Raw genomic sequence first — 25,357 nt, 5'->3', positions numbered from 1 at the left:
TCTAATGAATATACTGGTCGCAACAAGGGGGCATTATTATGGGAAGAAACAGCGAAGATAATCCATTCAAGGAAATGGAAAAATGGCTGGAGCATTTCTTTCTTGATCCGCTGACATCTTATCTTGATCAGTCGGCATTCCGGATCGACATTTTTGAGACAGATGCGGAATATATTGTGGAAGCTCTGCTGACAGATTATACAGCGGCGATGCTTTCTGTTATATTAAACGGCCATGAGCTGATCATCAGGGCTGAGAAAGATAAGGAAACAGTCAGCCGGGAAGTCGATTTTCCATTCCTTTTAACAGACAAACAGGTCACCTCCCGATTTTCCTGCGGCATACTGGAAATTTTCATTTCAAAGACCAGTAAAGGTTCCGGCAAAGATCGCAGGGTGCCTATACAATAACCGTCCATCTAGAAGTTCACCATAACGGAAGCCCCGCTTTAAAAGAAGGCGGGGCTGTTTCTATCGTCATTTCATTTTATCAATGATTTCCTGGCTTTTAGGAAAGACGCCTGTCTCAAGCTTTGAATAGATTTTGCTTCCATTCACCGTCACTTCAAAGGCGCCGCCTGAACTGGGAACCAGCTCCATTTTACCTATTTCAGAGCGGAAATGATTAAAAAGGTCCTCCGCGAAACTCGCGGCTTTTGGTGCGTAGTTTCACATCATGCAGAATTCAACCTTCACTTCATAACTTGCCATCAGTGCTGCCTCCTCTCCTGATTCTGTTTGCTGTTATTGTAGTACAAGCATGCAGGAGCCTGCAACCTTGCTGTCCTTCTCCTTAAAGAAATTCTGGCTTCAAGCAGTAATCAGCGTACTTTTTGGAACCCGCGCCCTCCAGATTCAATTCAACAAGGCTAATATGGATTAAACACACAGCAGGCAGTAAAAGATCCTTATATCGGACAACATGTTAAAATAATTATAAGGGCCAGCCCGATGCGTATAAATTTAAGTGTATTAACTATAGCATAGTAGGTGAAAACGATATGAATATAGACCGCTACCTGGCCAGGATACAGGCCGATAAAAAGGAGACGGGGCTTGATGCTCTGGCACAGCTGCAAAAAAGCCATATGCAAAGGGTACCTTTTGAAAATCTCGATGTCATCAGGAAGGTCCCGATCAGATTGGATACAGATCAGTTTTACAAAAAAGTGGTGGAAAACAGCAGGGGCGGTTTCTGCTATGAGCTGAACGGCCTCTTCCAAACCCTTCTCTCAGAGATGGGCTATAGCTCTTCCCTCATCTCCTGTACTGTCAAAACACCTGCCGGATGGGCCAGGGAAAACAGCCATGCTGCCATACTTGTCTATCTTGACCAGCCCTATTTGACTGATGTAGGCTTCGGGGACTCAGCAAGGCAGCCCATCCCGCTTGACGGCACTGAAAAGGAGGATGCGAGCGGGAATTATAAAGTCAGGGATCTGGGAGACGGCCGCTATGATTTGATGCATAATGACGGCGGGGAATGGCAGATTAAGTACCGGTTTTCTGATAAAAAAAGAAGCCTGGATTTCTTCCAGGATTCCTGCAAATTTAATCAAACATCAGCAGAATCGCCATTCACCAAAGATGATATCATTACTATCGCATCAGAGAACGGGCGAATCACGCTTTCAGGGAACACGCTTGTAAGAACAGAAAACGGAGAAAAGATTAAAACAGATTTAGACAAAGGTGCAAAACGGGAGGCGCTGAAAGTGTTCTTTGGCATCACAGAGGCATAGACGTTCAATAAAAAAGCTGGCGAGATGGTCTCCTGCCAGCTTTTTCACTTTATTTTACTGTTGTAACTTTTAGCTTTTCCAGCATATCTGCCGTCATTTTAGCAAGATCGTATTCAGCCTTAAAACCCCATTCATCTTTTGCTGCGGTACAATCAATAGAGTTGGGCCAGCTGTCAGCAATCGCCTGGCGGACAGGATCCACTTCATAGCTGAGCTCAAATGAAGGAATATGCTGACGGATAGCTTCAGCAATCTCTTCAGGCGCAAAGCTCATTGCCGCAACATTGAATGAGTTGCGGTGCTTGAGCCGGCCTGCATCAGCTTCCATCAAACTGATAATCGCATCAAGGGCATCCGGCATATACATCATATCCATATAAGTCCCTTTGTCGATATAGGAAGTGTACTTGCCTTCTTCGATCGCTTTATAATAGATTTCTACAGCATAGTCGGTAGTTCCGCCGCCTGGAGGAGTCACATATGAAATCAGGCCGGGGAAGCGCAAGCCTCTCGTATCCAGGCCGAATTTATGAAAATAATAATCGCAAAGGAGTTCGCCGGCAACTTTATTGACCCCGTACATGGTCGTTGGACGCTGAATGGTGTCCTGCGGAGTGGAATCCTTAGGTGTAGACGGGCCGAAAGCGCCAATTGAGCTTGGCGTAAAGAACTGGCTGTTCAGTTCCCGTGCAGCTTCCAGTGCATTCATAAGCCCGCCCATATTTAGGTTCCATGCAAAAACCGGATTTGCCTCAGCCGTCGCAGACAGCAAGGCTGCCATATGGATGACTGTATCTGCATTATGCTTCTTTGCTGTATCAAACATAGATTTCGCATCCGTAACATCCACGATTTCAAAAGGGCCAGACTGGGCCGCCTCAGAATCATTCCTTCGGATATCTGTTGCAATGACATTATCGGTACCATATATGTTTCTAAGCTTGATAGTCAGCTCTGAACCGATCTGGCCAAGAGCACCTGTAATAAAGATCTTTTTCATCGTTTTCCTCCACCTGAATCCGTCGTTTCATATCTATATTTTGAATCTTAGATAATACCCATTTCCTTGCCGACCTTCTTATAGATCGAAAGTGCCTGATCCAGCATATCCTTTGTATGCGCGGCTGTCGGCATGTTGCGGACACGCCCAGTGCCCCGCGGAACAGTCGGGAACACGATTGATTTAGCATAGACACCTTCATCATTCAATTTTTTGCTGAATTCCTGGGTAGCCACTTCATCCCCGATGATGCAAGGAGTGATAGGCGTTTCACTGTCTCCAATATTGAAGCCGAGCTCCTTCAGACCTTTTTTCAGATAATCGGCATTTTCCCAAAGCTTCTCATTCAGCTCAGTGCTTTCCATTAGGATGCTGATGGATTCGATGCATGCAGCTACATCAGCAGGTGTAAGTGAAGTCGAAAATAGGAATGGACGGCTTCTCACTTTCAGCCAGTCAATCAGCTGTTTCTTGCCGGCCACATATCCGCCGACAACACCGATGGCCTTGGAGAGCGTACCGATTTGGAAGTCCACTTTATCGGATAAGCCAAAATGCTTAACTGTACCTGCACCTTTGCCGAGCACACCAGATCCATGTGCATCATCAACATAAGTGATCAGGTCGAACTCTTCGGCAATTTCCACGATTTCAGGGAGCTTCGCAATATCTCCATCCATGGAGAATACTCCGTCTGTGATTACCATGACTTTATTATATTGTCCTGACTCTGTCGCTTCCTTTGCTTTTGCACGCAAATCTTCCATATCTGAGTGATTGAAGCGGATGATCTTTGCGCGGGACAGCCTGCAGCCGTCAATGATGGAAGCATGGTTCAGTTCATCGGAAAGAATAGCATCATTTTTGTCCATGACTGCAGAGATGGCAGCCATATTACAGTTAAAGCCTGACTGGTAAGCGATGGCTGCTTCTGTATGCTTGAATTCTGCCAGTTTTTCTTCCAATTTGATATGGATATCCATTGTGCCGTTGATTGTCCTGACAGCACCTGCTCCTACACCGTATGTATCAATTGCTTTTTTGGCAGCACTTTTAAGCCTGTCGCTGGTAGCAAGGCCCAGGTAATTATTAGAGGATAAGTTGATCAATTCTCTGCCATTTATTTTAATCATGGGTCCGTTAGGGCTTTCCAGCGGGTCAATTACATTGTAAAGGCCCCTGCTTTTAAGATCCTCGAGATTTTCATTTAAAAAGCTATCCAAAGTTTTGCTGGACATATAGATCCCTCTCTTTATATAGAATAGAATGTCATCTGCAAACAAACAACTGTACTCCTTGGATGGACATTTCGATGTCTGAAAAAGACTTATGTATCAAGGAGTTCCTTACTAGTTACTTTAACATATTTGATGAAATTGTACACTTGAAAAGGACAAAACAGCAGGTACTTTATTTTTCCCGGGAGGAGTGTATTTTAGTTTAAAAATAAAAGAAGGAAGCCTTTAAGCTTCCTAAAAATTGGAGAATCATTTTTAATTAGGATGTCGGTGGCTTAGCTTATCAACTTTGCTGCTGATTTCCGTTCCTGGCCTTCGCTTTCCGCGGGGCGGCGCTGAGCCTCCTCTTCGCTATGCTCATGCGGGGTCTAAGCTTTGCCGCTATTTCCCGCAGGAGTCTGCGTGCCTTCCACTACAATCAACAGGGTTAAAAAATATATCACAGATACAATATAAAATTGAAAAAAATAGTATAAACCAATTGTTGTCATATTTTAACCAATGCTCTCACCACTGGTGTTTAAAACCCTATAAAAAACAAAAAAAGCAAGGAATGCAATCACTCCTTACTTTTTTACCCAAAATACTCTTTGGCATATTTTATTTGATTAATAGAATGGATGAGGTGGATCAATTCCTAATACTGGCTGACCATCAACAGTTAGCCAGATATAGTAATGATCAATTTCTGTTTTTAGAACTTTTTCAATTTTAGCAATTAACTTTTCCTGGTAGTCAAAAGAAATTCTCGCAGTTTCTTCTCCCAATTCAACACCTTCAAGACCAACAATATCAGCAATTGCACGTGCCTGTTCATAAGAAACTTCTACATACTGATCGTATTCAGGCAGGTATGCTGCTTCAGCTGGTTTGATGCTGAAAACAGCACCAATTAGCAGTGCCATAAGTAATACGCTAACTTTCTTCATAGCTTTTCCCCTTTTCTTTTATATTTTATCTTTTAAACTTAGGAATATATCTACAATGTACGGATTGTACATAGTTCCTCGGCATCTAAGTATTTCTTCAAAAGCTTCTTCACGTGTTCTTGCACTTTGGTAGATTCTATTGGTAGTCATAGCATCGAAAGCATCAACAACCGAAATTATAGAAGCCTCTGTTGAAATCTGATCCCCTTGTAAGTTGTAGGGGTAGCCCAACCCGTCAAACCTCTCATGGTGTTGTTCAACAATTTTTGATGCCTCAATTAAGCTAGGCAACTTGGTCTCTACTAATATTTGTTTACCAAATACAGTGTGAAGCTTCATTAACTCCCATTCTTCAGAAGTTAATTTCCCTGGTTTTTGAAGTATACTTATCGGAATTTTAACTTTACCTATATCATGTAAAAAGCTGGCCAAGTTCAGCCTCATAAGTTGTTTGGAAGTTAATCCTGCCTTCTCCCCAACAAGAGTAGCCATTGTTTTAATCCTATCACAGTGATCTTTCGTGTATCCGTCTTTCTCCTCTATTGAAACAGCAAGCTCCTTCAACTCATTAGATATTTTGCTATAAAAATGGAATACCGGTTGAGAAGTGATAAATAAAAATTCTGTTTCCCCAATAGATTCAAAAAAGTAATGATCTTTGATAGGGCATTCATGAAACGAGTCTCCAGCCTGTAGATCTTTTAGGTGATTATGTGAAAGCACCTTTAACCCACCTGAAAGAATCTGCAAAAACTCTAAGGCGTCCCATCCGTCTTGAGGTTCTAATCCCCACCTTGTTCCCGGCTGCAGCTTATGATAAATAACCTCCGTACCATCACCAGATGCGAGGAGGGAGATCTGCAAGCCTTTCATGTGGACTGTTTCAATGAAACGATCTTCATTTATAATGCCCACTGTGTTACCCTCATTTCTATTTCTAAGATTGCTGTCGAAACAAGAAGAAAAGAATGTCAAATCTTCTTCTATTCTCCAACATTATAATACATAAAGTTAAATAGTAATATAGAGAATTAGAAAAATAAACAAGAATTTACATATTTTTTTTGGTAAATACTGAGAAAGTCCTATAAATAGCGCAGCGGCGCCCTCTTAACTATCAATCTTTGCTGCTGCGGGTACCAAAAGGCGCCGTGGTTTTGTGGTTTCATTGGCCAATCGCTCATCACCTTCTGAATAATCATACAAAAAATTGATTAGTTTACTCACATTACTTTAAAGGAAAATGAACAGTACACATGAAATCAGCCAAACTGGCTCGTATACATATTTGGAGGTTATTTAAATGAAGCATCCGTTACATGTTACTTCGGAAATAGGAGAGTTGAAGTCGGTCCTTCTGCACAGGCCCGGCAAGGAGGTAGAAAACCTTACCCCTCAATACTTAAAAAGGCTGTTATTTGATGATATCCCCTATTTGCCGGCGATTCAAAAGGAACATGATTATTTTGCAGGAGTTCTAAGCAATCGGGGCATTGAAGTGCTTTATCTTGATAAGCTGATGACAGAAACGCTTGCACAGCCTGAAATCCACAGCCGGTTCACAGAACAGATCCTGATGGAAAGCCAGTCGAATGTAAATGGCTCTTTTGAGGCAGTCTCTGAATATTTGAATTCACTGCCGGCAGATGAACTAGTGAGGAAAGTAATGGCCGGGGTACGGAAGAATGAAATTGATTTAAAAGAAAAAGTGCACCTTCATGAAATCATGGCGGATTCTTACCCATTCTTCCTTGATCCGATGCCAAATTTATATTTCACAAGAGATCCTGCAGCAGTCATCGGCAAAGGTATAACCATTAACAATATGAATGAACCGGCCAGAAGACGGGAATCCATTTTCATGGATTATATCATCAAGCATCACCCCCGCTTCAAAGAGCATGATATCCCTGTTTTCTTTAATCGGGATGAACATTATACACTCGAAGGCGGAGACGAGCTGGTGCTGAGCAGGGAAGTCGCTGCCATTGGTGTCAGTGCCAGGACATCTGCCCAGGGAATTGAAAAGCTGGCAAGGGAATTATTTGCCCGCCAGGAGGATATAAAGAAGGTAGTAGCTGTCGAAATCCCTAAATCACGGGCATTCATGCATCTGGATACTGTGTTCACCATGATTGACCATGATAAATTCACCTACCACCCTGCAATTGAATCTACCGATGGGAAAATGAAGATATATATTCTGGAGCAGGGGAACTCTGGTGATCTGAAAATTACCGAAAAGGACAGCCTTGTAGAAACACTTAAAGAAGTCCTGAACCTTCCTGAGCTGGTCCTCTTGCCTTGCGGAGGCGGAGATGTCATTGCAGCAGCCAGGGAGCAATGGAATGACGGCTCCAATACCCTGGCAATTGCCCCTGGAGTAGTGGTTACCTATGACCGTAATTATGTTTCCAATGATATGATGAGGCAAAATGGCATCGAGGTCCTCGAAATCATGAGCTCTGAACTTTCGCGCGGCAGAGGCGGACCTCGCTGTATGAGCATGCCGATTGTCAGAGAAGAACTATAAAAGGGCCTGGATGGCCCTTTTCTTTTGCTGTTTAATCAATCCAAGCCTCGCTAAGAAGCTTAATTCCTTCAGCTATTTCTTCGGGAGAAAGTCCTCCAAACCCCAGCATTATCAAGTCATCACCTTCTCCACCTGCCCAATACTGGTTCGCGGGATACACTTTTACGCCTTTTTTGGCAGCCTTGGCAGCCAGCTCTTCACTCTTCCTCCCTTCCAGCTTTATGAGGATATGAAGCCCTGCCTTTTGCCCAATCACAGCGGCTTTATGTTCCATCATAGAACTTACCGACTCCAGCAGTACTTTATGCTTTGCCTGATAAAGGACTCGCATTTTCCGGATATGCTGGTCAAAGTCCCCTTCCTTCATAAAACGTGCTGCAGCTTCTTGGATAATGGGAGAGACTGGCTGGCTGTACAGGCTGAAGTCCCTTTTATAGCCAGCCATAAGGGCCGGCGGCAAAACAATATAGCTCAGACGGGCAGCAGGAAGAAAGGATTTGGAAAGAGTTCCAAGGTAAATGACGCGATCATTAGGATCCAGACTTTTAAGCGGCGGAATCGGCTGTCCCTGATATCTGAACTCGCTGTCATAATCATCCTCCACAATATAACCGCCAGTTTCCGCAGCCCACTTCAGCAGTTTCAGCCGTTTATTGATTGAAAGGACCATACCCAGCGGAAATTGATGGGAAGGTGTCACATAAACCGCCTTCGCCCTCTTTTCTGCAAGCTCTTCAACACTGATTCCATCTTCCTCCACAGTGACTGGCTCTACTATTCCCCCTTGATGCAGCAGCACTTTTCCCACCCCGTCATAGCCTGGATTTTCCATCGCTATCACTTCTCCGCGAAGCTCGAGTATGCTCATAATCACTGAAATGCTGTTTTGGGTTCCTGAGGTGATGATGATTTGTTCTGGAGTGCACTCTATACCCCTGGATCTGTACAAATACCCTGTCAGCTCTCTCCTTAGGGAAAATTGGCCTTGCTTGTCTCCATATTGCAAAAGAGAGAGATCAAAGGCTGCTTCAGACAGGGCGTTTTTCCATCTTCTGGCTGGAAAAGCTACTGCATCAATATGGCCATATTGGAAATCTATCTTGGGTTTTTCCAGCTCTGCTTTTAATATAACAGGCAATTGTTCTTTCTCCTGCTTCAATGGAAATTCATCTAATTTGTTTACAATGATCCCGCTCTTCGGCCTGCTTTCGGCATAGCCTTCTGCCAACAGCTGCTGATACGCCTCTTCCACTGTATTTTTGCTTACGTCCAGAAATTGGGAAAACCTGCGGATGGAAGGAAGCTTTTCCCCTGGCTTTATTTTTCCTGACTCGATTTCCGACTTGATATACTGATATAGCTGAACATATAAAGGCATCTGGCTTTCCCTGTCTAAAAACGGCGTCATGCGGCACTCCCATCTGTCCCCTTAAGATATTATAAATCTGTCACTTTTAAGGCGGTCACATTTACATTAATCTGAATATATCACAAATTCCTAAGGAGTGGAGTAAATGTTTCCAATGCGCCAATCAATGCTTGAAGTCAAAGGTCCGGAGAAAATCAGCACCTTCCTTAAGGGGGCCAGAACAGGATATCTTGGACTCAATGACAGTTCTTACCCTTATGTGGTGCCTCTTAATTTTATTTGGCAGGATGATTGTATCTATTTTCATGGAGCTTCTGAAGGAAGGAAAATGGAGCTGCTGCTAAACAATCCGCATGTCTGCTTTACGGTAAGCGAAGATTTCGGCACACTTACCGACCCCGTCCCCGCAAAAACAGATACAGCTTATATGAGTGTCATGATATTTGGAAAAGCATTTGTGCTATCCGATATAGATGAAGCAACTATGGTTATGCAGAACATGCTCGACAAGTATGTACCCGGCTACTTCCAGGCACCGCTGCCAAAAGCCCATGTAGATAAATACCGTTCTTCGCTAGGAAGCAGGACAGCAGTTATAAAAATCTGTCCTGATGCTATAACAGCAAAAGGTAATTTTGCCGAAGAAGAAAGAAAGTACTATCCAGGCAAAACAGCAGCTGCCGATCTTAAGTGAAGAACAGTTTGGCCCAATTTTTAATATAAAAATGACGTGCAGCCTCCTGCACGTCATTTTATCAAGATTGAACAGCTTCTTCTTCAAGTTTCTTCATTCTCTTAGCCACTTCTTCTTCTGAAAGGCCATGTTCGCTGATATAGCGGTTGCGAGGGTGCACCCGGCAATCATGGCTGCAGCTCCGCAGATATTTATGCTCATTTTCTTCAGAGCTCAGGATTTGCTTATTGCATTCGGGGTTTGCGCACCTTACATATCTTTCGCAAGGCTCGCCTGTGTAATAGTCACGGCCGACGATGACATGCTCCTCCTGGTTGACAGGAACACTGATCCGGTCATCGAACACATAGCATTGGCCATCCCACAGCTTGCCGCGCACCTCAGGATCTTTACCGTACGTTACGATGCCCCCATGCAGCTGGCCGACATCCTCAAATCCTTCTTTAAGAAGCCACCCGGAGAACTTTTCGCAGCGGACGCCTCCAGTACAATAGGTAAGAATCTTCTTGCCCTCAAACTTATCTTTGTTTTCCTTGATCCATTCAGGAAGCTCACGGAAATTTTGGATATCCGGCTTAATTGCCCCCTTGAAATGTCCAAGGTCGTATTCATAGTCATTTCTCGCATCGAGGACGACAGTATCCGGGTCCTGCATCTTTTCAAAAAACTCTTTTGGTTCTAAATGTGTCCCTGTCAGCTTTAATGGATCGACATCATCTTCAAGGCTCAGGTTCACAAGTTCTTTTCTGACTCTGACGCGCATTTTTCTGAATGCATGCCCTTCTGCCTCATCAATCTTGAACACTGTACCTTTGAATAATGGATGATTGTCCATCATGTCGATATAGGCCTGTGTCTGCTCAACCGTGCCTGACACGGTGCCGTTGATGCCCTCTTCAGAGATCAGCACACGTCCCTTAAGGCCGATGCCGTTGCAGAAATTCAAGTGTTCTTCTCTTTGTGCCGCAGGATCTTCTATATGAACATATTTGTAATAAAGCAAAATTCTATATGATTGTGTATCCATGATTTTTTCTTTCCTTTCCAGACCGTATGCAAGATTCTGTTCCGGCAGGCAGCCCCTTACCGGATTTTTTAAACCTATTCCATTATAACAGCCAAATAAAGGGTGTCAAAAACATTGTTTCCCGTAACCCGTAATAAATGGGCTGCTTCTAATGGTAATTGGAATCCAAAACACCTGGTTTTCGCTATTGTTTTTTAGTATGATGAAATAATGGATTAGACATGCAAAGCGAGGAATATAAACGATGAGTTTATTAACTGTAGATCATTTAAGCCATACTTTTGCTGATAGAACTTTATTCAAAGATGTATCCTTCCGTCTTCTCCAGGAAGACCATGTTGGCCTTGTAGGCGCAAACGGAGTCGGGAAATCGACTCTTATGAACATTATAACCAATCAGCTGATCCACGACAGCGGTAAAGTGGAGTGGACTCCCAATGTGCATTACGGCTATTTGGACCAGCATACAATTCCTACTCCGGGCAGGACAATGCGCGATGTGCTGAAGGATGCTTTCCTTCCATTATTCGAGCAGGAAAAAGCCCTGAATGAAGTGACAGCAAAAATGGCTGATGCCACTCCTGAAGAGCTTGAAGAGCTCCTTGAGCAAATGGGTGAAATCCAGGACCGTCTCGATGCCGGCGGGTTCTATTCCCTTGATATCAAGATTGAGGAAGCAGCACGCGGCCTTGGCCTGGATGCAATCGGACTTGAGCGTGACGTTGCTGCACTGAGCGGCGGACAGCATACAAAGGTTCTTCTGGCCAAGCTTCTCCTGGAGCAGCCTCAGGTCCTTTTGCTTGATGAGCCGACCAACTATCTGGATGTTGAACACATCCGCTGGCTTACCGGCTACCTGAAGGAATATCCTTATGCATTCATGCTGATTTCCCATGATACAGAATTTATGAATTCTGTATCAAATGTCATTTTCCACCTGGAATTTTCAAAGCTCAGCAGATATACCGCGAGTTATGATAAATTCCTTGAGCTTGCTGAGATCAATAAAAACCAGCATATCAATGCCTATGAAAAACAGCAGGAATTCATTAAAAAGCAGGAAGATTTCATTTCTAAAAATAAAGCCCGCTATTCAACAACAGGCCGTGCAAAAAGCCGCCAAAAGCAGCTTGACCGGATGGAACGGATTGATCGTCCTGAAACTGCTGTTAAGCCAACATTCGAGTTCAAAGAGTCCAGAAGCAGCAGCAGGTACGTGTTCGAAGGGAAGGATTTTGAGATCGGTTATTCCGAGCCGCTCCTTCCAAAACTGAATATGACAGTTGAACGGGGAGAAAAAATTGCGATCGTGGGCTGCAATGGAGTCGGGAAGTCGACGCTGCTGAAAAACAATGCTTGGCAAGATTTCCCCTCTCAGCGGCAAAATCGAGCGCGGAGACTTCTTATTCCCTTCTTATTTTGAACAAGAAGTAAAAGCGGGCAACATCACTCCGATCGATGATGTATGGAGCGAGTTCCCAAGCCTCGACCAGCACCAGGTCCGCGCCTCATTGGCAAGATGCGGATTGAAAAATGAACATATTTCCCGCCCGCTGAAACAATTGAGCGGAGGCGAGCAGGCGAAGGTCCGCCTTTGCAAGCTCCTGATGAATGAAAGCAATTGGCTCTTATTCGATGAGCCGACAAACCACCTGGATATTGCAGCAAAAGAAGAGCTGAAGCGTGCGCTGAAAGCTTATAAAGGCACTGTTGTGCTTGTATGCCATGAGCCAGACTTTTATAAAGACTGGGTAACTAAGACCTGGGACGTTGAAGAATGGTCCCAAAAAATGAATCAGGCATAAACATTCCCCCCCTGCTGTGAAAGCATGGGGGTTTTTTATTAACTCCTTCCACTCCCTTTTATTTTCCCACACGGCGGCTGCCAAAGGTAACTCCATCCGCCTGTCCTTCTTTCATGGACATATTCTGAAACTTCCTTCACGCTCATAGGCTTATGATAGATTTTGGCGAAAAGGAGCTGAAAAGATGGACGGAACAGCAGTTTCTTTTAATTCAAGCTTCGATCCTTATGTATACCAGGCCGCCCTTACTTTAATAGGTGATTCTGTAACAGTGCAGACCACTCATGGATCTGTAAGGGGCGTCTTGATTAATGCCCTGCCGGACCACCTGGTAGTCGAGTCTGCCAGGACACCATTCTATATCCGCATTCAGCAGATTGTCTGGATTTTTCCAGGCTAACAACCCAGTGGAGGGAAAAATATGTTCAAGAGAATAAACAGGCTGGCAATTGAACTCCCTGAGCCTTCTCACGGTGACATGAATGCTGCAGCTGCCGTCCAGGAACTGCTTGGAGGCAAGTTTGGCGAAATGTCTACTCTCAATAACTATATGTTCCAATCCTTCAACTTCAGGAGTAAAAAGAAGCTGAAGCCATTCTACGATCTGGTCGCCAGCATAACCGCAGAAGAGTTTGGCCATGTGGAACTGGTGACAAATGCAATCAATCTGCTCTCGAAAGGAAATACCTTTCCTGGTGATCCGGATATTGCACCGCTTCAGAACGGGAAGGATGCACGAAACACTTATCATTTTATAGCCTCTGCCCAGACTGGCCTTCCCGGCGACTCAATGGGAAGGGCATGGACCGGGGACAATGTGTTCAGCAGCGGCAATCTGGTGCTGGATCTTCTTCATAATTTTTTCCTGGAAGTCGGTGCCAGGACACATAAAATGCGCGTTTATGAGATGACAGATCACCCTGTTGCAAGGGAAATGATCGGCTATCTTCTGGTCAGGGGAGGTACACACATATTAGCCTACGCAAAAGCGCTCGATATCGCGACTGGCGTCGACTTAACAAAGATGCTGCCCATTCCCGACTTAAGCAACTCCCGATTTGATGCAGCGCGGAAGTTTGAAGAAAAAGGGCTCAGCAATGTTCTTTATACATGGAGTGACACGGATTTTAAGGGAATAGGCCAGATTTGGAAAGGGACAAATCCGGAAAACGGCGAGCCGCTGAAAGTCATTTACGGTACGCCTGAAGGCGGCCCGGTACCTGATCTTGATGAGCTCCCGGAAGAATTTGCACCTGGCATTACAAAAGATGATTATGAAAGGATCGCCAAACGGCTGCTGGAGGGACTTTAAAAAAGACTTAAATGGATTATAACCGGGAAAACTGACACTATCCTTTTTTAGCGTTGGGAGAGGTCAGATTGTTTCTGTTTATAAAAATTCTGGTATTATACCTTGTAACTATTGCAATCATGCGGCTGATGGGGAAGTCTTCCATTGTACAGATGACACCCTATGACCTTGTCGCCATTATCATTGTCGGCACTGTCGCATCCGAACCCTTGATCAGCACAGAATTTTGGCCTACCATTGGCTCCCTGGCCATCCTGGTTGTGCTTCATATCTGTTTTTCTTACTTAACCTTAAACCAGATTGGGAACAAATTCTTTCTGGGAGAGCCATCTATCCTGATTAAGGATGGTGAAATCATTGAAGATCAGCTTGAAAAAGCGCATTTGTCAGTCTCACAGGTTTTATCGATCCTGCGGAGCAAAGGATTTCCCAAAGTTTCTGATGTTGAGTATGCTGTACTGGAACCAATCGGGGAAATCAGCGTAATTCCCAAGACGGAAAATACCCCTGTTACTGTCGAGCATCTCAACATTAATATTGAAGATGAAGGCCTGCCTGTTTCTGTCATAGTCGACGGAAAGATTCAGCTCAGAAATTTAAAGCTTCTGCATCTTTCAAAAGATTGGCTGACAAAAAAACTGGATGAGAACAGCCTTTCAGCTAAAGACATCCTCTATGCTTTTGTAAATGAAAAGACAAAGACCCTGATTGTAAACAAAAGAGGAAAAGGCAAACTAACGATCAAGGATCACCGCAGACAGGAAAAATAGGAGCTGCCTTTTTACAGGCAGCTCCTATTTTCACGATTGTGCTGATTGGGACAGTTCACTCCTCAACACAAATTTCTGCAGTTTTCCGCTCGCGTTCCGCGGCAGGCTTTCACAGAAAATGTATTTTCTCGGCCGCTTATAATTGGCAAGCCTGCTGCTTTCCTTGCACCAGCTGTCCAATTCTTCCTCTGATACAGAAGGATCTTTTTTAACAACGAATGCCGTCACAGTCTCTCCCCACCTGTCATCCGGCTGGCCGATGACTGCTGCGTCCAGGACTCCGCTATGTTCAAACAGGACATCCTCAATTTCCCTCGGGTAGATATTCTCGCCGCCGCTGATGATCATGTCATCCACCCTGTCCCTTACCCATAGGTAGCCATCTTCATCTAAAGCACCGATGTCCCCTGAATGGTACCATCCTTTATATAATGCTTTTTCTGTTGTTTCTTTCATATTGTAATATCCCTTCATCATGCTGGGACCTTTGACAATGATTTCTCCTGCTTCCCCTGCAGGAAGGATATCTTCGGGATTTGATGGCCCGTTATCGTTCGGCCTGACAATCCTGATCTCATGATTCAGGCATGCCTGGCCGGCAGAGCCTGCTTTTGAAAGCTGATCATGCTCAGAAAGGAATGTGATGGCCGGTCCCATCTCTGTCATTCCGTAAGCCTGGACCAATAAGATACCAAGCTTCTCCCTGCACAGCTTAACAAGTGCCGGGGCCATCGGCGCAGCCCCGTACAAGCCAAGTTTCAGGCTGTCCAGGCAGTAAGCCATAAGATCTTCCTGCAATATCATATTCCACATAGTCGGAGCAGCGAAAAACTTAGTGATTCCCTCCTCCTCTATCAGCTGCAGCACCTTTTTCGGGTTGAATTGATGGAGGATGATATTTCCAGCCCCTACATGGACGCGGGGAAGAAAGGCGCAATGCAGCTCTGCACAATGAAACATCGGTGCAGTGACCAGCCCTTTGTCAGAGGGTTCAAGCTTTGTCGCTGCAATAACCGTCAAGCTCTGTTCAGCCATATGCCTGTGTGTATGAATGACTCCTTTAGGCCGGCCGGTCGTTCCGCTTGTATACATGATCGCATAATCATCATCTTCACTGACATCAGCAAAAACCGGGCTGTCAGAGGCTTGCGAGACTTTTTCATCAAATGAGGCCGCATAGGAAGGCGGCTCCTCATCAATATACCAGAAAGCTGTTGCAGGAAATTGTCCTTCAAGAGCGGAAACCACTGGTTCAAGTGCCTCTTCGTAAATTAGAACCTTCGGGCTGGCATCTCTAAGGATATATGCTGCTTCTTCAGCCTGAAGGCGGAAATTGATTGGATTGAAAACGGCCCCGATTTTAGCACAGGCGAAAAAGACTGCCGCCAATTCCTCTGTGTTATATAAAAAAACAGAAACCCTGTCCCCCTTGCTGACACCTTCAGCAGCGAGCGCATGTGCGACCCGGTTGATGCGCAGATTCCATTCACTATAAGTGTATCGCCTGTTCTTCCTGACATCGTACACTGCCTCTTTTGCCGGAAATTTCATTACAGCAAGATCTAAAATCCTTCCTATCGTCACTGTCATGGCGTACCTCCTGAATATATTTATCAGCACCTTACCAGTCTGTCACAAGCGTTCTATGATGGTCGCATTTGCCATTCCATAGCCTTCGCACATTGTCTGCAGCCCGTACCTCCCTCCTGTCCTTTCCAGTTCATAGATCAGCCCTGTCATGATCCTTGCGCCGCTTGCGCCGAGCGGGTGGCCGAGTGCAATGGCTCCGCCGTTTGGATTCAGCTTAGCCGGATCGGCTCCAGTCTCCTTCAGCCACGCAAGAGGCACTGAAGCAAAGGCTTCATTCACTTCAAATATATCAATATCCCCGATTGAGAGCCCTGCTTTTTGCAGCGCCTTTTCCGTTGCCGGAATCGGCCCTGTCAGCATTAGGGTCGATTCTGATCCTACCACCGTTCTTGTAAGGATACGGAATCTCGGACGAAGCCCAAGACTCTCTGCCTTCTCCCTTGACATGATCAAAAGGGCAGCTGCCCCGTCGCTTATCTGGCTGGAATTGCCTGCATGGATCCTGCCATTCTCCATGAATGCCGGCTTCAAGGTTCCCAGCAGCTCAAGTGATGTGTCCTTCCGCGGTCCGGAATCCTCTGATGCAATAAACATTGTCCCATCATCCTGCAGCGCCTTAATTGGGGCAATCTCACTTTGGAATTTGCCCTCTGCCTGTGCTTTCAGCGCTTTCTCGTGGCTTTCAAGAGAATATTCATCAAGCTGCTGCCTGGAGAATCCGTATTTTTCTGCGATTCTCTCTGCTGAAAGGCCCTGGTGGATCATCTCATGCTTCCTTTTAAGATTTTCACTTAATTTGGCTCCCTGAAAGCTGCTGCCAATTGGAACACGGGACATGCTCTCCACTCCGCCGGCTATGACGATATCCATATCCCCCGCGAGTATTGCTTGCGCTGCAAAATGGACTGCCTGCTGGCTTGAACCGCATTGCCTGTCAATGGATACACCAGGTACCTCAACAGGAAATCCGGCAATCAAAGAGGCAATCCTCGCTATATCACCTGCCTGCTCACCGGTTTGGCTGACACAGCCCATGATGACATCATCAACTAAAGAAGGATTGAGGCCCGCCCTCTCAGTCAGCTCTTTCAATATGAAAGCTGCAAGCTCATCTGGCCTTATATTCTTCAGTACGCCATTCTTCTTTCCTATCGGCGTCCGCACAGCTTCAGCAATAACAGCTTCCCTCATCGGCCAATCTCCTTTCTATCAGCATATTCCTAAAGGCCAAGCCCTTTGGCTATGATGGATTTCATGATTTCATTGGTACCGGCATAAATGCTCGCAACCGGAATATCCCTGTACCTTCTTGCAATCTCATACTCTTCCATATATCCATAGCCGCCATGAAGCTGAAGGCATTCAGCTGCTATCCTTCTGGCATTATCAGTCAGCTTCCATTTAGCCATAGAAACTTTTTGCGTGATATCCTTGCCTTCCACATGCTCCTTATTCAAGGTGTCGAGGAAGCTTCTTCCCATCTCGATATCAGTGGCCATTTCTGCCATTTTAAATTGGGTGTTCTGGAAATTTCCGACCGGTCTGCCGAAGGCCTCCCTGCTTTTCACATAAGATAATGTAAGCTCCAGCATGACTTCAGAAGCAGCTTGTGCAGCAATGGCAACTACAAGCCTTTCCTGCTGCAGCTTTTTCATCATATATTGAAACCCTTGCCCTTCTTCTCCAATCAGATTTTCTTTAGGAACAAGACAGTCTTCAAAGATTAGCTCAGCCGTATCCTGAGAATGAAGGCCGATTTTATCCAGTTTTCTCCCCCTCGAAAAACCCTTGCATCCCCTTTCTACCGCAAGCAGGCTGATTCCCTTATGTTTGGGGACCGCTTGAGGATCTGTTTTGCAGGCGACAATAACCAGATCGGCGTGCATCCCATTTGTGATGAATGTTTTTTGCCCGTGGAGAAGATAATAATCACCTTCGTCAACGGCTGTCGTACTGATCCCTGCAAGATCGGAACCTGCACCAGGTTCTGTCATCGCAATCGCTGTAATAATGTCACCGGAAGCACATTTGGGGAGCCACCTGTTTTTCTGTTTCTCAGAACCAAATTCAGAAAGGTAGGGAACAGCTATATCATTATGCAGTCCAAAGCCAACCAGCCCTGAACCTACTCTTTCCAATTCTTCATTTATAATGACGGAAAAACCCCAGTCAGTTCCGCTGCCTCCGTATACTTCATCTAAATCAGGACAGAGAAAACCCTGCTCTCCCATCTTCCTCCAGAAATCCCTTGGTATAAGCCGCTCTTGCTCCCATTGACCGTAGAAGGGATAGGCTTCCTTCTCCAGAAATTTCTTTAAGGCCTTTTGAAAAATCTGATGTTCCTCTTTAAGAAATCCTGTTTTTATAACCATGCTCCTCCCCCCTTAGAAAACGCTTACATCAATAATTAATATCTCACTTCGGCTGCATGCGGATTGCCCCGTCAAGCCGGATGGTCTCTCCATTGAGCATCGGGTTTTCTATTATACTTTGTGCCAGCAAAGCAAATTCCTCTGGAAAGCCAAGACGGCGGGGAAACGGGACCGTTTTGCCAAGTGCAGACTTTGCTTCCTCAGGCAAAGAATCAAACATGGGAGTATGAAACAGGCCAGGGGCAATTGCCATCACCCTAATGCCGTATTCAGCCAGTTCCCTGGCAATCGGAAGGGTCATGCTTGCCACGCCTCCTTTGGAAGCACTGTAGGCTGCCTGCCCGACCTGCCCTTCAAAGGCAGCAACAGAAGAGGTGCTGATAATGACTCCTCTTTCCCCTCCTTCATCTGGTTCATTATTCTTCATCTTTTCTGCAACCAGCCGGATCATATTGAAGGTGCCAATCAAATTGACTGATATTACTTTTGAGAATAATTCGAGATCATGTACCCCCCTTTTGCTTATTACCTTTTGACCCGCTGCAATGCCTGCGCAGTTAATGCATACGTTTATGCTACCAAACCTCTCAATGGCTGAGTTGAAAGCTTCGGACGCTTGATGGGCATCTGTAACATCTGCTTTGACAAACAGGCAGCTGCTGCCAAGCTCTTTTTGAATGCTGCTGCCCTTGTCACCAGACATATCAACAATGCAAACTCTGCCTCCCTTCTCTATGATCCTTCTTGCTGCAGCCTCGCCCAGTCCTGATGCACCGCCAGTTACAACAGCTGATATGTTTTTCATATGCATTCGGGCAATCCTCCTTTTTAAAGAATATTCTGAATATATAGTTCTAGCTACCTGCTGAATTCTCCTTTTTCTTCCTGTAGAATATTGCTATTTCCTTTGTTTAAAGTTACCATTGGCGTTCACAAAACTTTTGAAACATTCATAGAGAAGTTCGTGTATAATGAAATGGCTTACAACAGCACTACAATCTTTCTGTAAAGGATATGTTAAATGACAAATAAACGAATTGCTTGGATTACAGACAGCACAGCATTTATCACCAAGGAGCTTGAGCAGCATCAGGATGTTTATGTAATGCCTCTTACCATTGCATTTTCATCGGGCACCTATGAGGATGGGATCGATTTATCCTCTGATGATTTATATATGAAACTAAAAGCTGAAAAAGAAGTTCCGAAAACATCACAGCCTTCTGTCGGTAAATTCGCCGAGCTGTTTGAAAAATTAAAAGCTGATTATGACTGTGCAATCGCTGTCCACATCTCTTCCAAATTGAGCGGCACCCTGAACAGCTGCATGCAGGGCGCAGAGATAGCAGGCTTTCCAGTTGAAACAGTAGACTCAAAGATGATGTCTTATATCATTACCGGCCTGCTGAATAAGGGGATCGAGCTTCAATCCCAAGATACGGACTGGAAAGAAATTGCCCAAACACTAAGGCTTGAAGCCAATCAGTTTGAGAATTATATCCTGCTGGGCAATCTTGACCAATTCTACAAGGGCGGAAGAATGTCCGGGACTCAGTATCTCCTGGGAAGCATACTAAAAGTAAAGCCGATTATCCACGTTGACCGGAATGGAGAATTTCAGCTTTTTGATAAGGTGCGTTCGGAGAAAAAAGCCGTACGGCGGATGATAGAGCTTCTTGAAGAATCTGCAGAGAAACACAGAATAAAACAAGTACAGATCATGCATGGCAATGTCCTTGAAAAAGCACAGGAAATTGAAAAAGAGATTTTAACCAGGTTTCCTGAAATGGGTACCTTCATCGGGGAAATCAGTTCAACAATTGCTGTGCATGCCGGGGAAGGCACCGTTGCTGTCGTCTGGCATTTTGAATAAATATACTGCACCTTCCGAACAGGAATCTTCTTGTTTTGGGAGGTTTTTTTTATGGAAAAAGCGAAACTATTAGAATGAGATGCAGCAAAGGGAGATGAACGAATGAGCATTGCAGTAATTTCAGATATACACGGAAATATCACCGCACTCGATCGGGTGCTGGGTTATTTAGAGGAGCGGAGGATCGACCGGATCTTTTGTCTCGGCGACCTCGTCGGGAAAGGGCCGCATTCAAAGAAAGCGATAGCGCGGGTTCAAGAAAAATGTGAAGTAGTTGTGCGCGGAAATTGGGATGACTTTATCCAGAAGCCGGCCGATTTTCCTGATCTTCAATGGCATCAGGAACAAATCGGCAAGGAAGGAATGGACTATTTAGGTACCCTTCCTTTTCATCATGACTTTATGATGAGCGGAAAATATATCAGACTTTTTCATGCTTCCGCTAAAAGCATTTACCACCGGGTAGTGCCGATGCTCCACCCGATTGAGGAACGGGAGGCTATGTTCGGGGCAAGCGATTTCATTGACGAAGATAAAAGGGAAATCATTCCTGACGTAGTCGGGTATGGAGATATCCATGCTGCTATGCTGGAGCCGATTGATCCCAAAAAGGTCCTGTTCAACACTGGAAGCGTCGGCAATCCGCTTGATGTGCCGGAAGCCTCTTTTGTTATCCTGCATGGTACATATCTTTCGGAAGAGCCGGCCCCTTTTTCAATCGAAATGGTCCGCCTTCCTTATGATATTGAAAAAGAAATCAGCATGGCCCGCGAGATGGGCATGCCAAACCTTGAACCCTATGCTCTGGAACTGAGGGAGGCTATTTATAGAGGCAGGCAGAAGGCTTAGGCTGGATAAAGAAATGTCTGCTGGAGCTAAGGGAAGTTTATATTTGTTGGGATGTAGATATTGAACTCCTTGGCAACAGTCGGGAAAACTACCAAGGTACGGATGTTGAACTTAATAATGTTTCCAAAGGATATAAAAAGAGAGTAAGGATTGCGAAAAATAATAGAAACTGAAACTCTTAGCTTGCAACGTATTATTGCACATAAATTTTAAAAACCCTGTTGCTTGGAGTGGAGGCACGTAGACTCCTGCGGGATTGCAGCGGCAAAGCTGAGATTCCGCAGGAGCGGCAGCGACGAGGAAGCTCAGCGCCGCCCCGTGGAAAGCGAAGTGCCTGGAACGCAAAGCAACAGCCCCATCCTCAAACAAAACAGACTGTACACATATAGCATACAGTCCGTACATTTTTTAAAAAATCACCACTTCCCTCACTTCTCCAGCCAGGAATACATATAATTTTCATCTTCATATTTCCTTGCCTTCTTCACAACCTTTAAAGGCTTAAAAGTATCTATCATAACAGCCAGCTCCAGTGTTTCCTTTTTGCCAATGCTTGCCTCTGTCTTTCCCGGGTGAGGGCCGTGCGGGATTCCTCCGGGATGAAGGGTGATGGAGCCTTCCTTGATCCCTTTTCGGCTCATGAAATTCCCTTCGACATAATATAAAAGCTCATCACTGTTCACATTGCTGTGGTAATAGGGTGCCGGGATGCTTTCCGGATGATAATCATATAATCGCGGGACGAATGAGCAGACAACAAAATTATGCCCTTCAAATGTCTGGTGGACTGGCGGCGGCTGGTGGACACGGCCGGTAATCGGCTCAAAATCGGAAATATTGAAGGCCCATGGATATAGATACCCGTCCCACCCCTCGACATCAAGAGGATGATGGGCAAGAATATGTTCATGAAGATGGCCCCTCGTTTTTGTGACTACCTTATGAGGCCCTCTTTCTGTATGGGTCTCCAGTTTTTCAGGGCCACGGATATCACGCTCGCAGAATGGGCTGTGCTCAAGCAGCTGTCCGTACTCATTTCTGTACCTTTTTGGAGTCGTAATCTGGCTGAATGATTCAACAATAAGTGCCTTTGTGTCTTTTTCCGGAATGATCCTGAAAATCGTGCCAATCGGAATGACAATATAGTCCCCCGGCCCATAGCTGATTGTCCCGAACATCGTTTCAAACATGCCGTTTCCATAATGGATATAGTACATCTCATCTCCATCGCTGTTCCGGTAATAATCCTGCATATTTTCTGAGATATTAGCATAAGCGATCAGCAGATCATCGTTTCCAAGCAGATATTCCCTTGCTTGAAGGGCATTTCCTCCGTGCTTGATGTTCTCCGTCAGAAGATGCCGGTGTTTAAGTGCCGCCATTTCCTCATATTCTGGAAGATAGCTGCCTGAGAGGGATACCTCTTCTGTTTCTGTCGGCATAAAATGATGATACAAAATTGACTGAGTCCCCGAAAAGCCCTTTGTTCCCATGACTTGCTCCCTGAAAAGGGACCCATCTTCTTTTTTAAACATCGTGTGGCGTTTGTGCGGGATCCTCCCCATTTGCCTGTAGTACAAGCCTTCTCCCCCTTTCAGTCTGAAATCGTATTTAACAGCTTTCCAAGACCCGTGATTTCCAGCTCTACCGTATCGCCGGGCTTAAGCCAGCGGTGAACATCTTCCCCGAGCTCAAGGATGCAGCCGGTCCCTACTGTACCAGAACCAATCAGCTCCCCAGGGTAAAGTGTGGTATTCTCTGAAGCCCTCTCTATCATTTCACTGAATGAATAATAGATATCCTTAAGATTTCCTTCTGACAGCAGGATCCCGTTCACTTTCGCTGTCATATCCAAATCATACCCATTGTCCATCCGATAGCTCTCCAGCTCATCTTTTGTCACAATATAAGGGCCGATCGAAGTGGCAAAATCCTTTCCTTTTGCCGGTCCAAGACCGACCTTCATTTCTTTTCTTTGAATATCCCTGGCACTCCAGTCATTTAAGATGCAGTATCCAAAAATATATCCGTCCGCCTCTTTGGCAGAGATATTTTGGCCTTCTTTGCCGATGATGCAGGCAATTTCCAATTCATAGTCCAGCTTGCTGCAGCCCGCAGGCAGAGTAATAGGCTCACCTGTCCCTTTTATGGATAGATGGTTGGAAAAATAAAATACCGGCAGCTCATACCATTCTTTAACCATTTCCAGGCCCCTGTTTTCCCGGGCTGTTTTGACATGCTCCTCAAAAGCATAAAAGTCACGGAAGCTTTTTGGGCATGGAAGCGGAGCCTTCAGTGTTACTTCCTCCAAAGGGTAAGCACCGCTGCCCGATTCTTTCCATTCAGGATGTGACTCAATCTGCTCCATGAAAAATGGATGATTTTCTAAAAATGCCAATAATGTTTTTGGGAGGATTCCCTTCGAAGCTTCATGCATATCAACAGCAGCAGTGCCCTCCAGCCAGCCGGACCTGACCGATCCATCCTGTTTTTGAAAGGTTATGAACTTCATTCCATCACCCCGGATCTGATTTTCTGATAATCTCGAAAACATCTGCAAGCGGGCCAGTATACATATGTCCCGCCAGCCTTCCAACCGGATCCAGCTTTTCAGTGTCGATTTTCCCATTATGATACAGGTCATCATTCACCTGCACATGCCTAACCATGCCAATCACCAGGCTTCCAGACCCTGGACCGTCTCCAAAGTGCAGGAGCTGATGGAGAGTGCATTCAAGATGGACTTGGGAACGCTTAATTCTCGGCGGCTTCACACTAGCGCTTCTTTCCTGCTCCAGCCCCGCCATTTCCAGTTCATTTACTTCACGTGCATAATCCGCTGCACATATATTCATTTTCTCTGCCATACTTCTGCTGACGATATTGATGACAAACTCCCCGGTTTCTTCAATATTAAGAAGTGTATCTTTTTTCTTTCCGTCTGTTCCCTTTCGCATAGGGGAAAAGCATACAAGCAGGGGGTTCGCACAGACGGCTGTAAAAAAGCTGAATGGTGCTGCATTGACGTTGCCGCTGTTGTCCATGGTCGTTACAAAGGCGATGGGACGGGGAAGAATGGATCCTGACAGGATTTTGTACCCCTCCTGCCAGGATAGGGAAGACACCGGGATTTCCACTTTTACACTCTCCTCCCCCTCACGGCCTGGCCAATAGCTTCAAGAACTGCATCATTATCTTCCTCTGTACCGATTGTTAATCTGACAGCCTCTCCCTGAAAGCTTGCATGAGTAAATTTCCTGACGATGATGCCTGATTCCATGAGCTTTTCAGCAAGTGCCCCTTGAATGAAAAGAAAGTTAGCTTCTGAGGCATAACACATGAATCCAAGCTCTTGAATACGGCCGCGCATTCTTTCTCTTTCCGTTCTGTTCTTTTCTCCACTCATCCTGACAAAATACTGATCCTCCAGCGCTGCTATGGCTGCGGCCTGTGAGAGGGCATTCACATTGAATACCTCCCTTACCTTATCCAGCTCTGCTATGATGGATGGATGCATCATTCCATATCCTGCCCGGAGCCCTGCAAGCCCGTATGCTTTTGAAAATGTCCGCAATACTGCAACATTATCGTGGAAGGTAAGCAGTTTTTCTGCCTCAGTCCTTTTTTCATGGTTCATATATTCATAATAGGCTTCATCCAGAACGATAAGTATATGTGCCGGTACAGCAGCGATGAATTGCTGAATAGCCTCTTTACATAAAGCTGTACCTGTCGGGTTGTTTGGATTGCAGATAAAGATCATCTTTGTTCTGGAGCTCATGCGGCTGCCCATCTCTACTAGATCGTGTAAGCCATCTTTAAGCGGGACTTCGACAGCCTTTCCGCCTTCAATCACGACATTTGCCTTGTACCTGGGAAAGGTAAGGTCTGCCATGATTGCTTCATCACCTTCACTGATATAGGCTCTTGCCAGAAGCCTGATGAGTTCCTCGGAACCGTTGCCGATTGAAATATACGCAGAAGGCAGATTGAGGAAATTGCCCAATGTCCGTTTGAGCGCTGAACATGCCCCATCAGGGTAGCGGGAGAGGTTTCCGGGCTGTTTGCTCATGGCTAAACTGACTAGCTTTGAGCAGCCGTATGCATTTTCATTGTCTGCAAGGCTTCTGATGCGGGAAAGCTTGTATTTTTCTTTTAATTCTTCTGCAGCTATCCCTAAAGGATAAGGGGTGATTCCCCTGATGCTTTCCTTCGTTAAAATCCGATCCATAGGAGAACCCCCTTTCTGTTTATA

General features: G+C 45.3%; 23 protein-coding genes and 2 pseudogenes. 10 read left to right on the top strand and 15 right to left on the bottom strand.

Translation table 11 applies throughout. The features are described 5' to 3' along the window. The first annotated feature begins 38 nt into the window (after nt 1–38). Nucleotides 39–410, top strand: a complete 372-nt coding sequence (locus tag N288_RS10880; protein ID WP_009790911.1) for an Hsp20/alpha crystallin family protein — start codon at nt 39–41, stop codon at nt 408–410. A 66-nt stretch (nt 411–476) separates the two neighbouring features. Here N288_RS10880 and N288_RS24680 read toward each other — a convergent pair. Then, nucleotides 477–656, bottom strand: a pseudogene (locus tag N288_RS24680) (Rdx family protein); the annotation flags it as partial. A gap of 344 nt (nt 657–1,000) precedes the next feature. Between N288_RS24680 and N288_RS10875 the strand changes: the two are divergent. Beyond that, a complete protein-coding gene (locus tag N288_RS10875) occupies nt 1,001–1,741 on the top strand; it encodes an arylamine N-acetyltransferase family protein (protein WP_009790908.1) in 741 nt (246 codons plus the stop codon). 49 nt (nt 1,742–1,790) lie between these two features. Here N288_RS10875 and N288_RS10870 read toward each other — a convergent pair whose 3' ends face one another. From N288_RS10870 to N288_RS10855, 4 genes are all read right to left on the bottom strand, one after another. Then, on the bottom strand, nt 1,791–2,741 hold the full coding sequence (locus N288_RS10870; RefSeq protein ID WP_009790907.1) for an L-threonine 3-dehydrogenase: 951 nt from the start codon (nt 2,739–2,741) through the stop codon (nt 1,791–1,793). A gap of 47 nt (nt 2,742–2,788) precedes the next feature. After that, nucleotides 2,789–3,979, bottom strand: a complete 1,191-nt coding sequence (locus tag N288_RS10865; RefSeq protein WP_009790906.1) for a glycine C-acetyltransferase — start codon at nt 3,977–3,979, stop codon at nt 2,789–2,791. Nucleotides 3,980–4,587: 608 nt separating this feature from the next. Then, entirely contained in the window at nt 4,588–4,908 is a 321-nt protein-coding gene (locus tag N288_RS10860; protein ID WP_022543823.1) for a hypothetical protein, read from the bottom strand. Nucleotides 4,909–4,926: 18 nt separating this feature from the next. Then, complete coding sequence (locus N288_RS10855; protein ID WP_022543822.1) at nt 4,927–5,823, bottom strand: HD domain-containing phosphohydrolase; 897 nt, start codon at nt 5,821–5,823, stop codon at nt 4,927–4,929. Nucleotides 5,824–6,211: 388 nt separating this feature from the next. On the opposite strand from N288_RS10855, the gene arcA reads away from it, so the two are divergent. Further along, nucleotides 6,212–7,441, top strand: coding sequence for an arginine deiminase (gene arcA / locus N288_RS10850; protein ID WP_009790902.1), 1,230 nt, complete (start codon nt 6,212–6,214; stop codon nt 7,439–7,441). 31 nt (nt 7,442–7,472) lie between these two features. Here arcA and pdxR read toward each other — a convergent pair whose 3' ends face one another. Further along, on the bottom strand, nt 7,473–8,849 hold the full coding sequence (gene pdxR / locus N288_RS10845) for a MocR-like pyridoxine biosynthesis transcription factor PdxR (protein ID WP_009790901.1): 1,377 nt from the start codon (nt 8,847–8,849) through the stop codon (nt 7,473–7,475). 106 nt (nt 8,850–8,955) lie between these two features. On the opposite strand from pdxR, the gene N288_RS10840 reads away from it, so the two are divergent. Continuing rightward, nucleotides 8,956–9,504, top strand: coding sequence for a pyridoxamine 5'-phosphate oxidase family protein (locus N288_RS10840; RefSeq protein ID WP_022543821.1), 549 nt, complete (start codon nt 8,956–8,958; stop codon nt 9,502–9,504). A 61-nt stretch (nt 9,505–9,565) separates the two neighbouring features. Here N288_RS10840 and trhO read toward each other — a convergent pair whose 3' ends face one another. Next, nucleotides 9,566–10,531 carry an oxygen-dependent tRNA uridine(34) hydroxylase TrhO gene (trhO, locus tag N288_RS10835; RefSeq protein WP_009790899.1) on the bottom strand — a complete coding sequence of 322 codons (966 nt, stop codon included), beginning with the start codon at nt 10,529–10,531 and terminating at the stop codon, nt 9,566–9,568. A gap of 244 nt (nt 10,532–10,775) precedes the next feature. Here trhO and N288_RS10830 point away from each other — a divergent pair. The 4 genes and pseudogenes from N288_RS10830 (at nt 10,776) to N288_RS10815 (ending at nt 14,418) form a co-directional block, all read left to right on the top strand. Next, nucleotides 10,776–12,336 (top strand): annotated as a pseudogene (locus N288_RS10830) (ABC-F family ATP-binding cassette domain-containing protein). A 184-nt stretch (nt 12,337–12,520) separates the two neighbouring features. Continuing rightward, a complete protein-coding gene (locus N288_RS10825) occupies nt 12,521–12,736 on the top strand; it encodes a YuzF family protein (RefSeq protein WP_009790896.1) in 216 nt (71 codons plus the stop codon). A gap of 21 nt (nt 12,737–12,757) precedes the next feature. After that, nucleotides 12,758–13,648 carry a manganese catalase family protein gene (locus N288_RS10820; RefSeq protein ID WP_009790895.1) on the top strand — a complete coding sequence of 297 codons (891 nt, stop codon included), beginning with the start codon at nt 12,758–12,760 and terminating at the stop codon, nt 13,646–13,648. A 68-nt stretch (nt 13,649–13,716) separates the two neighbouring features. Continuing rightward, entirely contained in the window at nt 13,717–14,418 is a 702-nt protein-coding gene (locus N288_RS10815; protein ID WP_022543820.1) for a DUF421 domain-containing protein, read from the top strand. 30 nt (nt 14,419–14,448) lie between these two features. On the opposite strand, the gene N288_RS10810 is transcribed toward N288_RS10815, so the two are convergent. From N288_RS10810 to N288_RS10795, 4 genes are read right to left on the bottom strand one after another with little or no spacing between them, the layout of a single operon-like run. Next, a complete protein-coding gene (locus N288_RS10810) occupies nt 14,449–16,008 on the bottom strand; it encodes a fatty acid--CoA ligase (protein WP_009790893.1) in 1,560 nt (519 codons plus the stop codon). A 42-nt stretch (nt 16,009–16,050) separates the two neighbouring features. Then, complete coding sequence (locus N288_RS10805; RefSeq protein WP_009790892.1) at nt 16,051–17,199, bottom strand: thiolase family protein; 1,149 nt, start codon at nt 17,197–17,199, stop codon at nt 16,051–16,053. 29 nt (nt 17,200–17,228) lie between these two features. Further along, nucleotides 17,229–18,380 carry an acyl-CoA dehydrogenase family protein gene (locus N288_RS10800; RefSeq protein WP_009790891.1) on the bottom strand — a complete coding sequence of 384 codons (1,152 nt, stop codon included), beginning with the start codon at nt 18,378–18,380 and terminating at the stop codon, nt 17,229–17,231. A gap of 43 nt (nt 18,381–18,423) precedes the next feature. After that, nucleotides 18,424–19,191: a 3-hydroxyacyl-CoA dehydrogenase gene (locus tag N288_RS10795; RefSeq protein ID WP_009790890.1), complete on the bottom strand. Its 768-nt coding sequence runs from the start codon at nt 19,189–19,191 to the stop codon at nt 18,424–18,426. Nucleotides 19,192–19,401: 210 nt separating this feature from the next. Between N288_RS10795 and N288_RS10790 the strand changes: the two genes are divergently transcribed. Both N288_RS10790 and N288_RS10785 read left to right on the top strand, forming a co-directional pair. After that, nucleotides 19,402–20,253 (top strand): DegV family protein, encoded by an 852-nt coding sequence (locus N288_RS10790; RefSeq protein WP_009790889.1) that lies wholly within the window; start codon nt 19,402–19,404, stop codon nt 20,251–20,253. Between the two features lie 102 nt (nt 20,254–20,355). After that, nucleotides 20,356–21,102, top strand: a complete 747-nt coding sequence (locus N288_RS10785) for a metallophosphoesterase family protein (RefSeq protein ID WP_009790888.1) — start codon at nt 20,356–20,358, stop codon at nt 21,100–21,102. Nucleotides 21,103–21,530: 428 nt separating this feature from the next. Here N288_RS10785 and N288_RS10780 read toward each other — a convergent pair whose 3' ends face one another. The 4 genes from N288_RS10780 to hisC are packed head-to-tail and all read right to left on the bottom strand — an operon-like array spanning nt 21,531 to nt 25,333. After that, nucleotides 21,531–22,667 (bottom strand): homogentisate 1,2-dioxygenase, encoded by a 1,137-nt coding sequence (locus N288_RS10780; RefSeq protein WP_198018096.1) that lies wholly within the window; start codon nt 22,665–22,667, stop codon nt 21,531–21,533. Between the two features lie 29 nt (nt 22,668–22,696). Then, complete coding sequence (locus N288_RS10775) at nt 22,697–23,614, bottom strand: fumarylacetoacetate hydrolase family protein (protein ID WP_022543819.1); 918 nt, start codon at nt 23,612–23,614, stop codon at nt 22,697–22,699. Nucleotides 23,615–23,618: 4 nt separating this feature from the next. Next, nucleotides 23,619–24,239 (bottom strand): flavin reductase family protein, encoded by a 621-nt coding sequence (locus tag N288_RS10770; protein WP_009790884.1) that lies wholly within the window; start codon nt 24,237–24,239, stop codon nt 23,619–23,621. 2 nt (nt 24,240–24,241) lie between these two features. Next, nucleotides 24,242–25,333, bottom strand: a complete 1,092-nt coding sequence (hisC, locus tag N288_RS10765) for a histidinol-phosphate transaminase (protein ID WP_009790883.1) — start codon at nt 25,331–25,333, stop codon at nt 24,242–24,244. Nucleotides 25,334–25,357: the final 24 nt, after the last annotated feature.

It is taken from the genome of Bacillus infantis NRRL B-14911 (genome assembly GCF_000473245.1).
In the GTDB taxonomy this organism is placed as follows: domain Bacteria; phylum Bacillota; class Bacilli; order Bacillales; family Cytobacillaceae; genus Bacillus_AB; species Bacillus_AB infantis.
The sequence above is the reverse complement of the archived record's forward strand: the minus strand, read 5'-3'. Positions and strand labels throughout refer to the sequence as shown.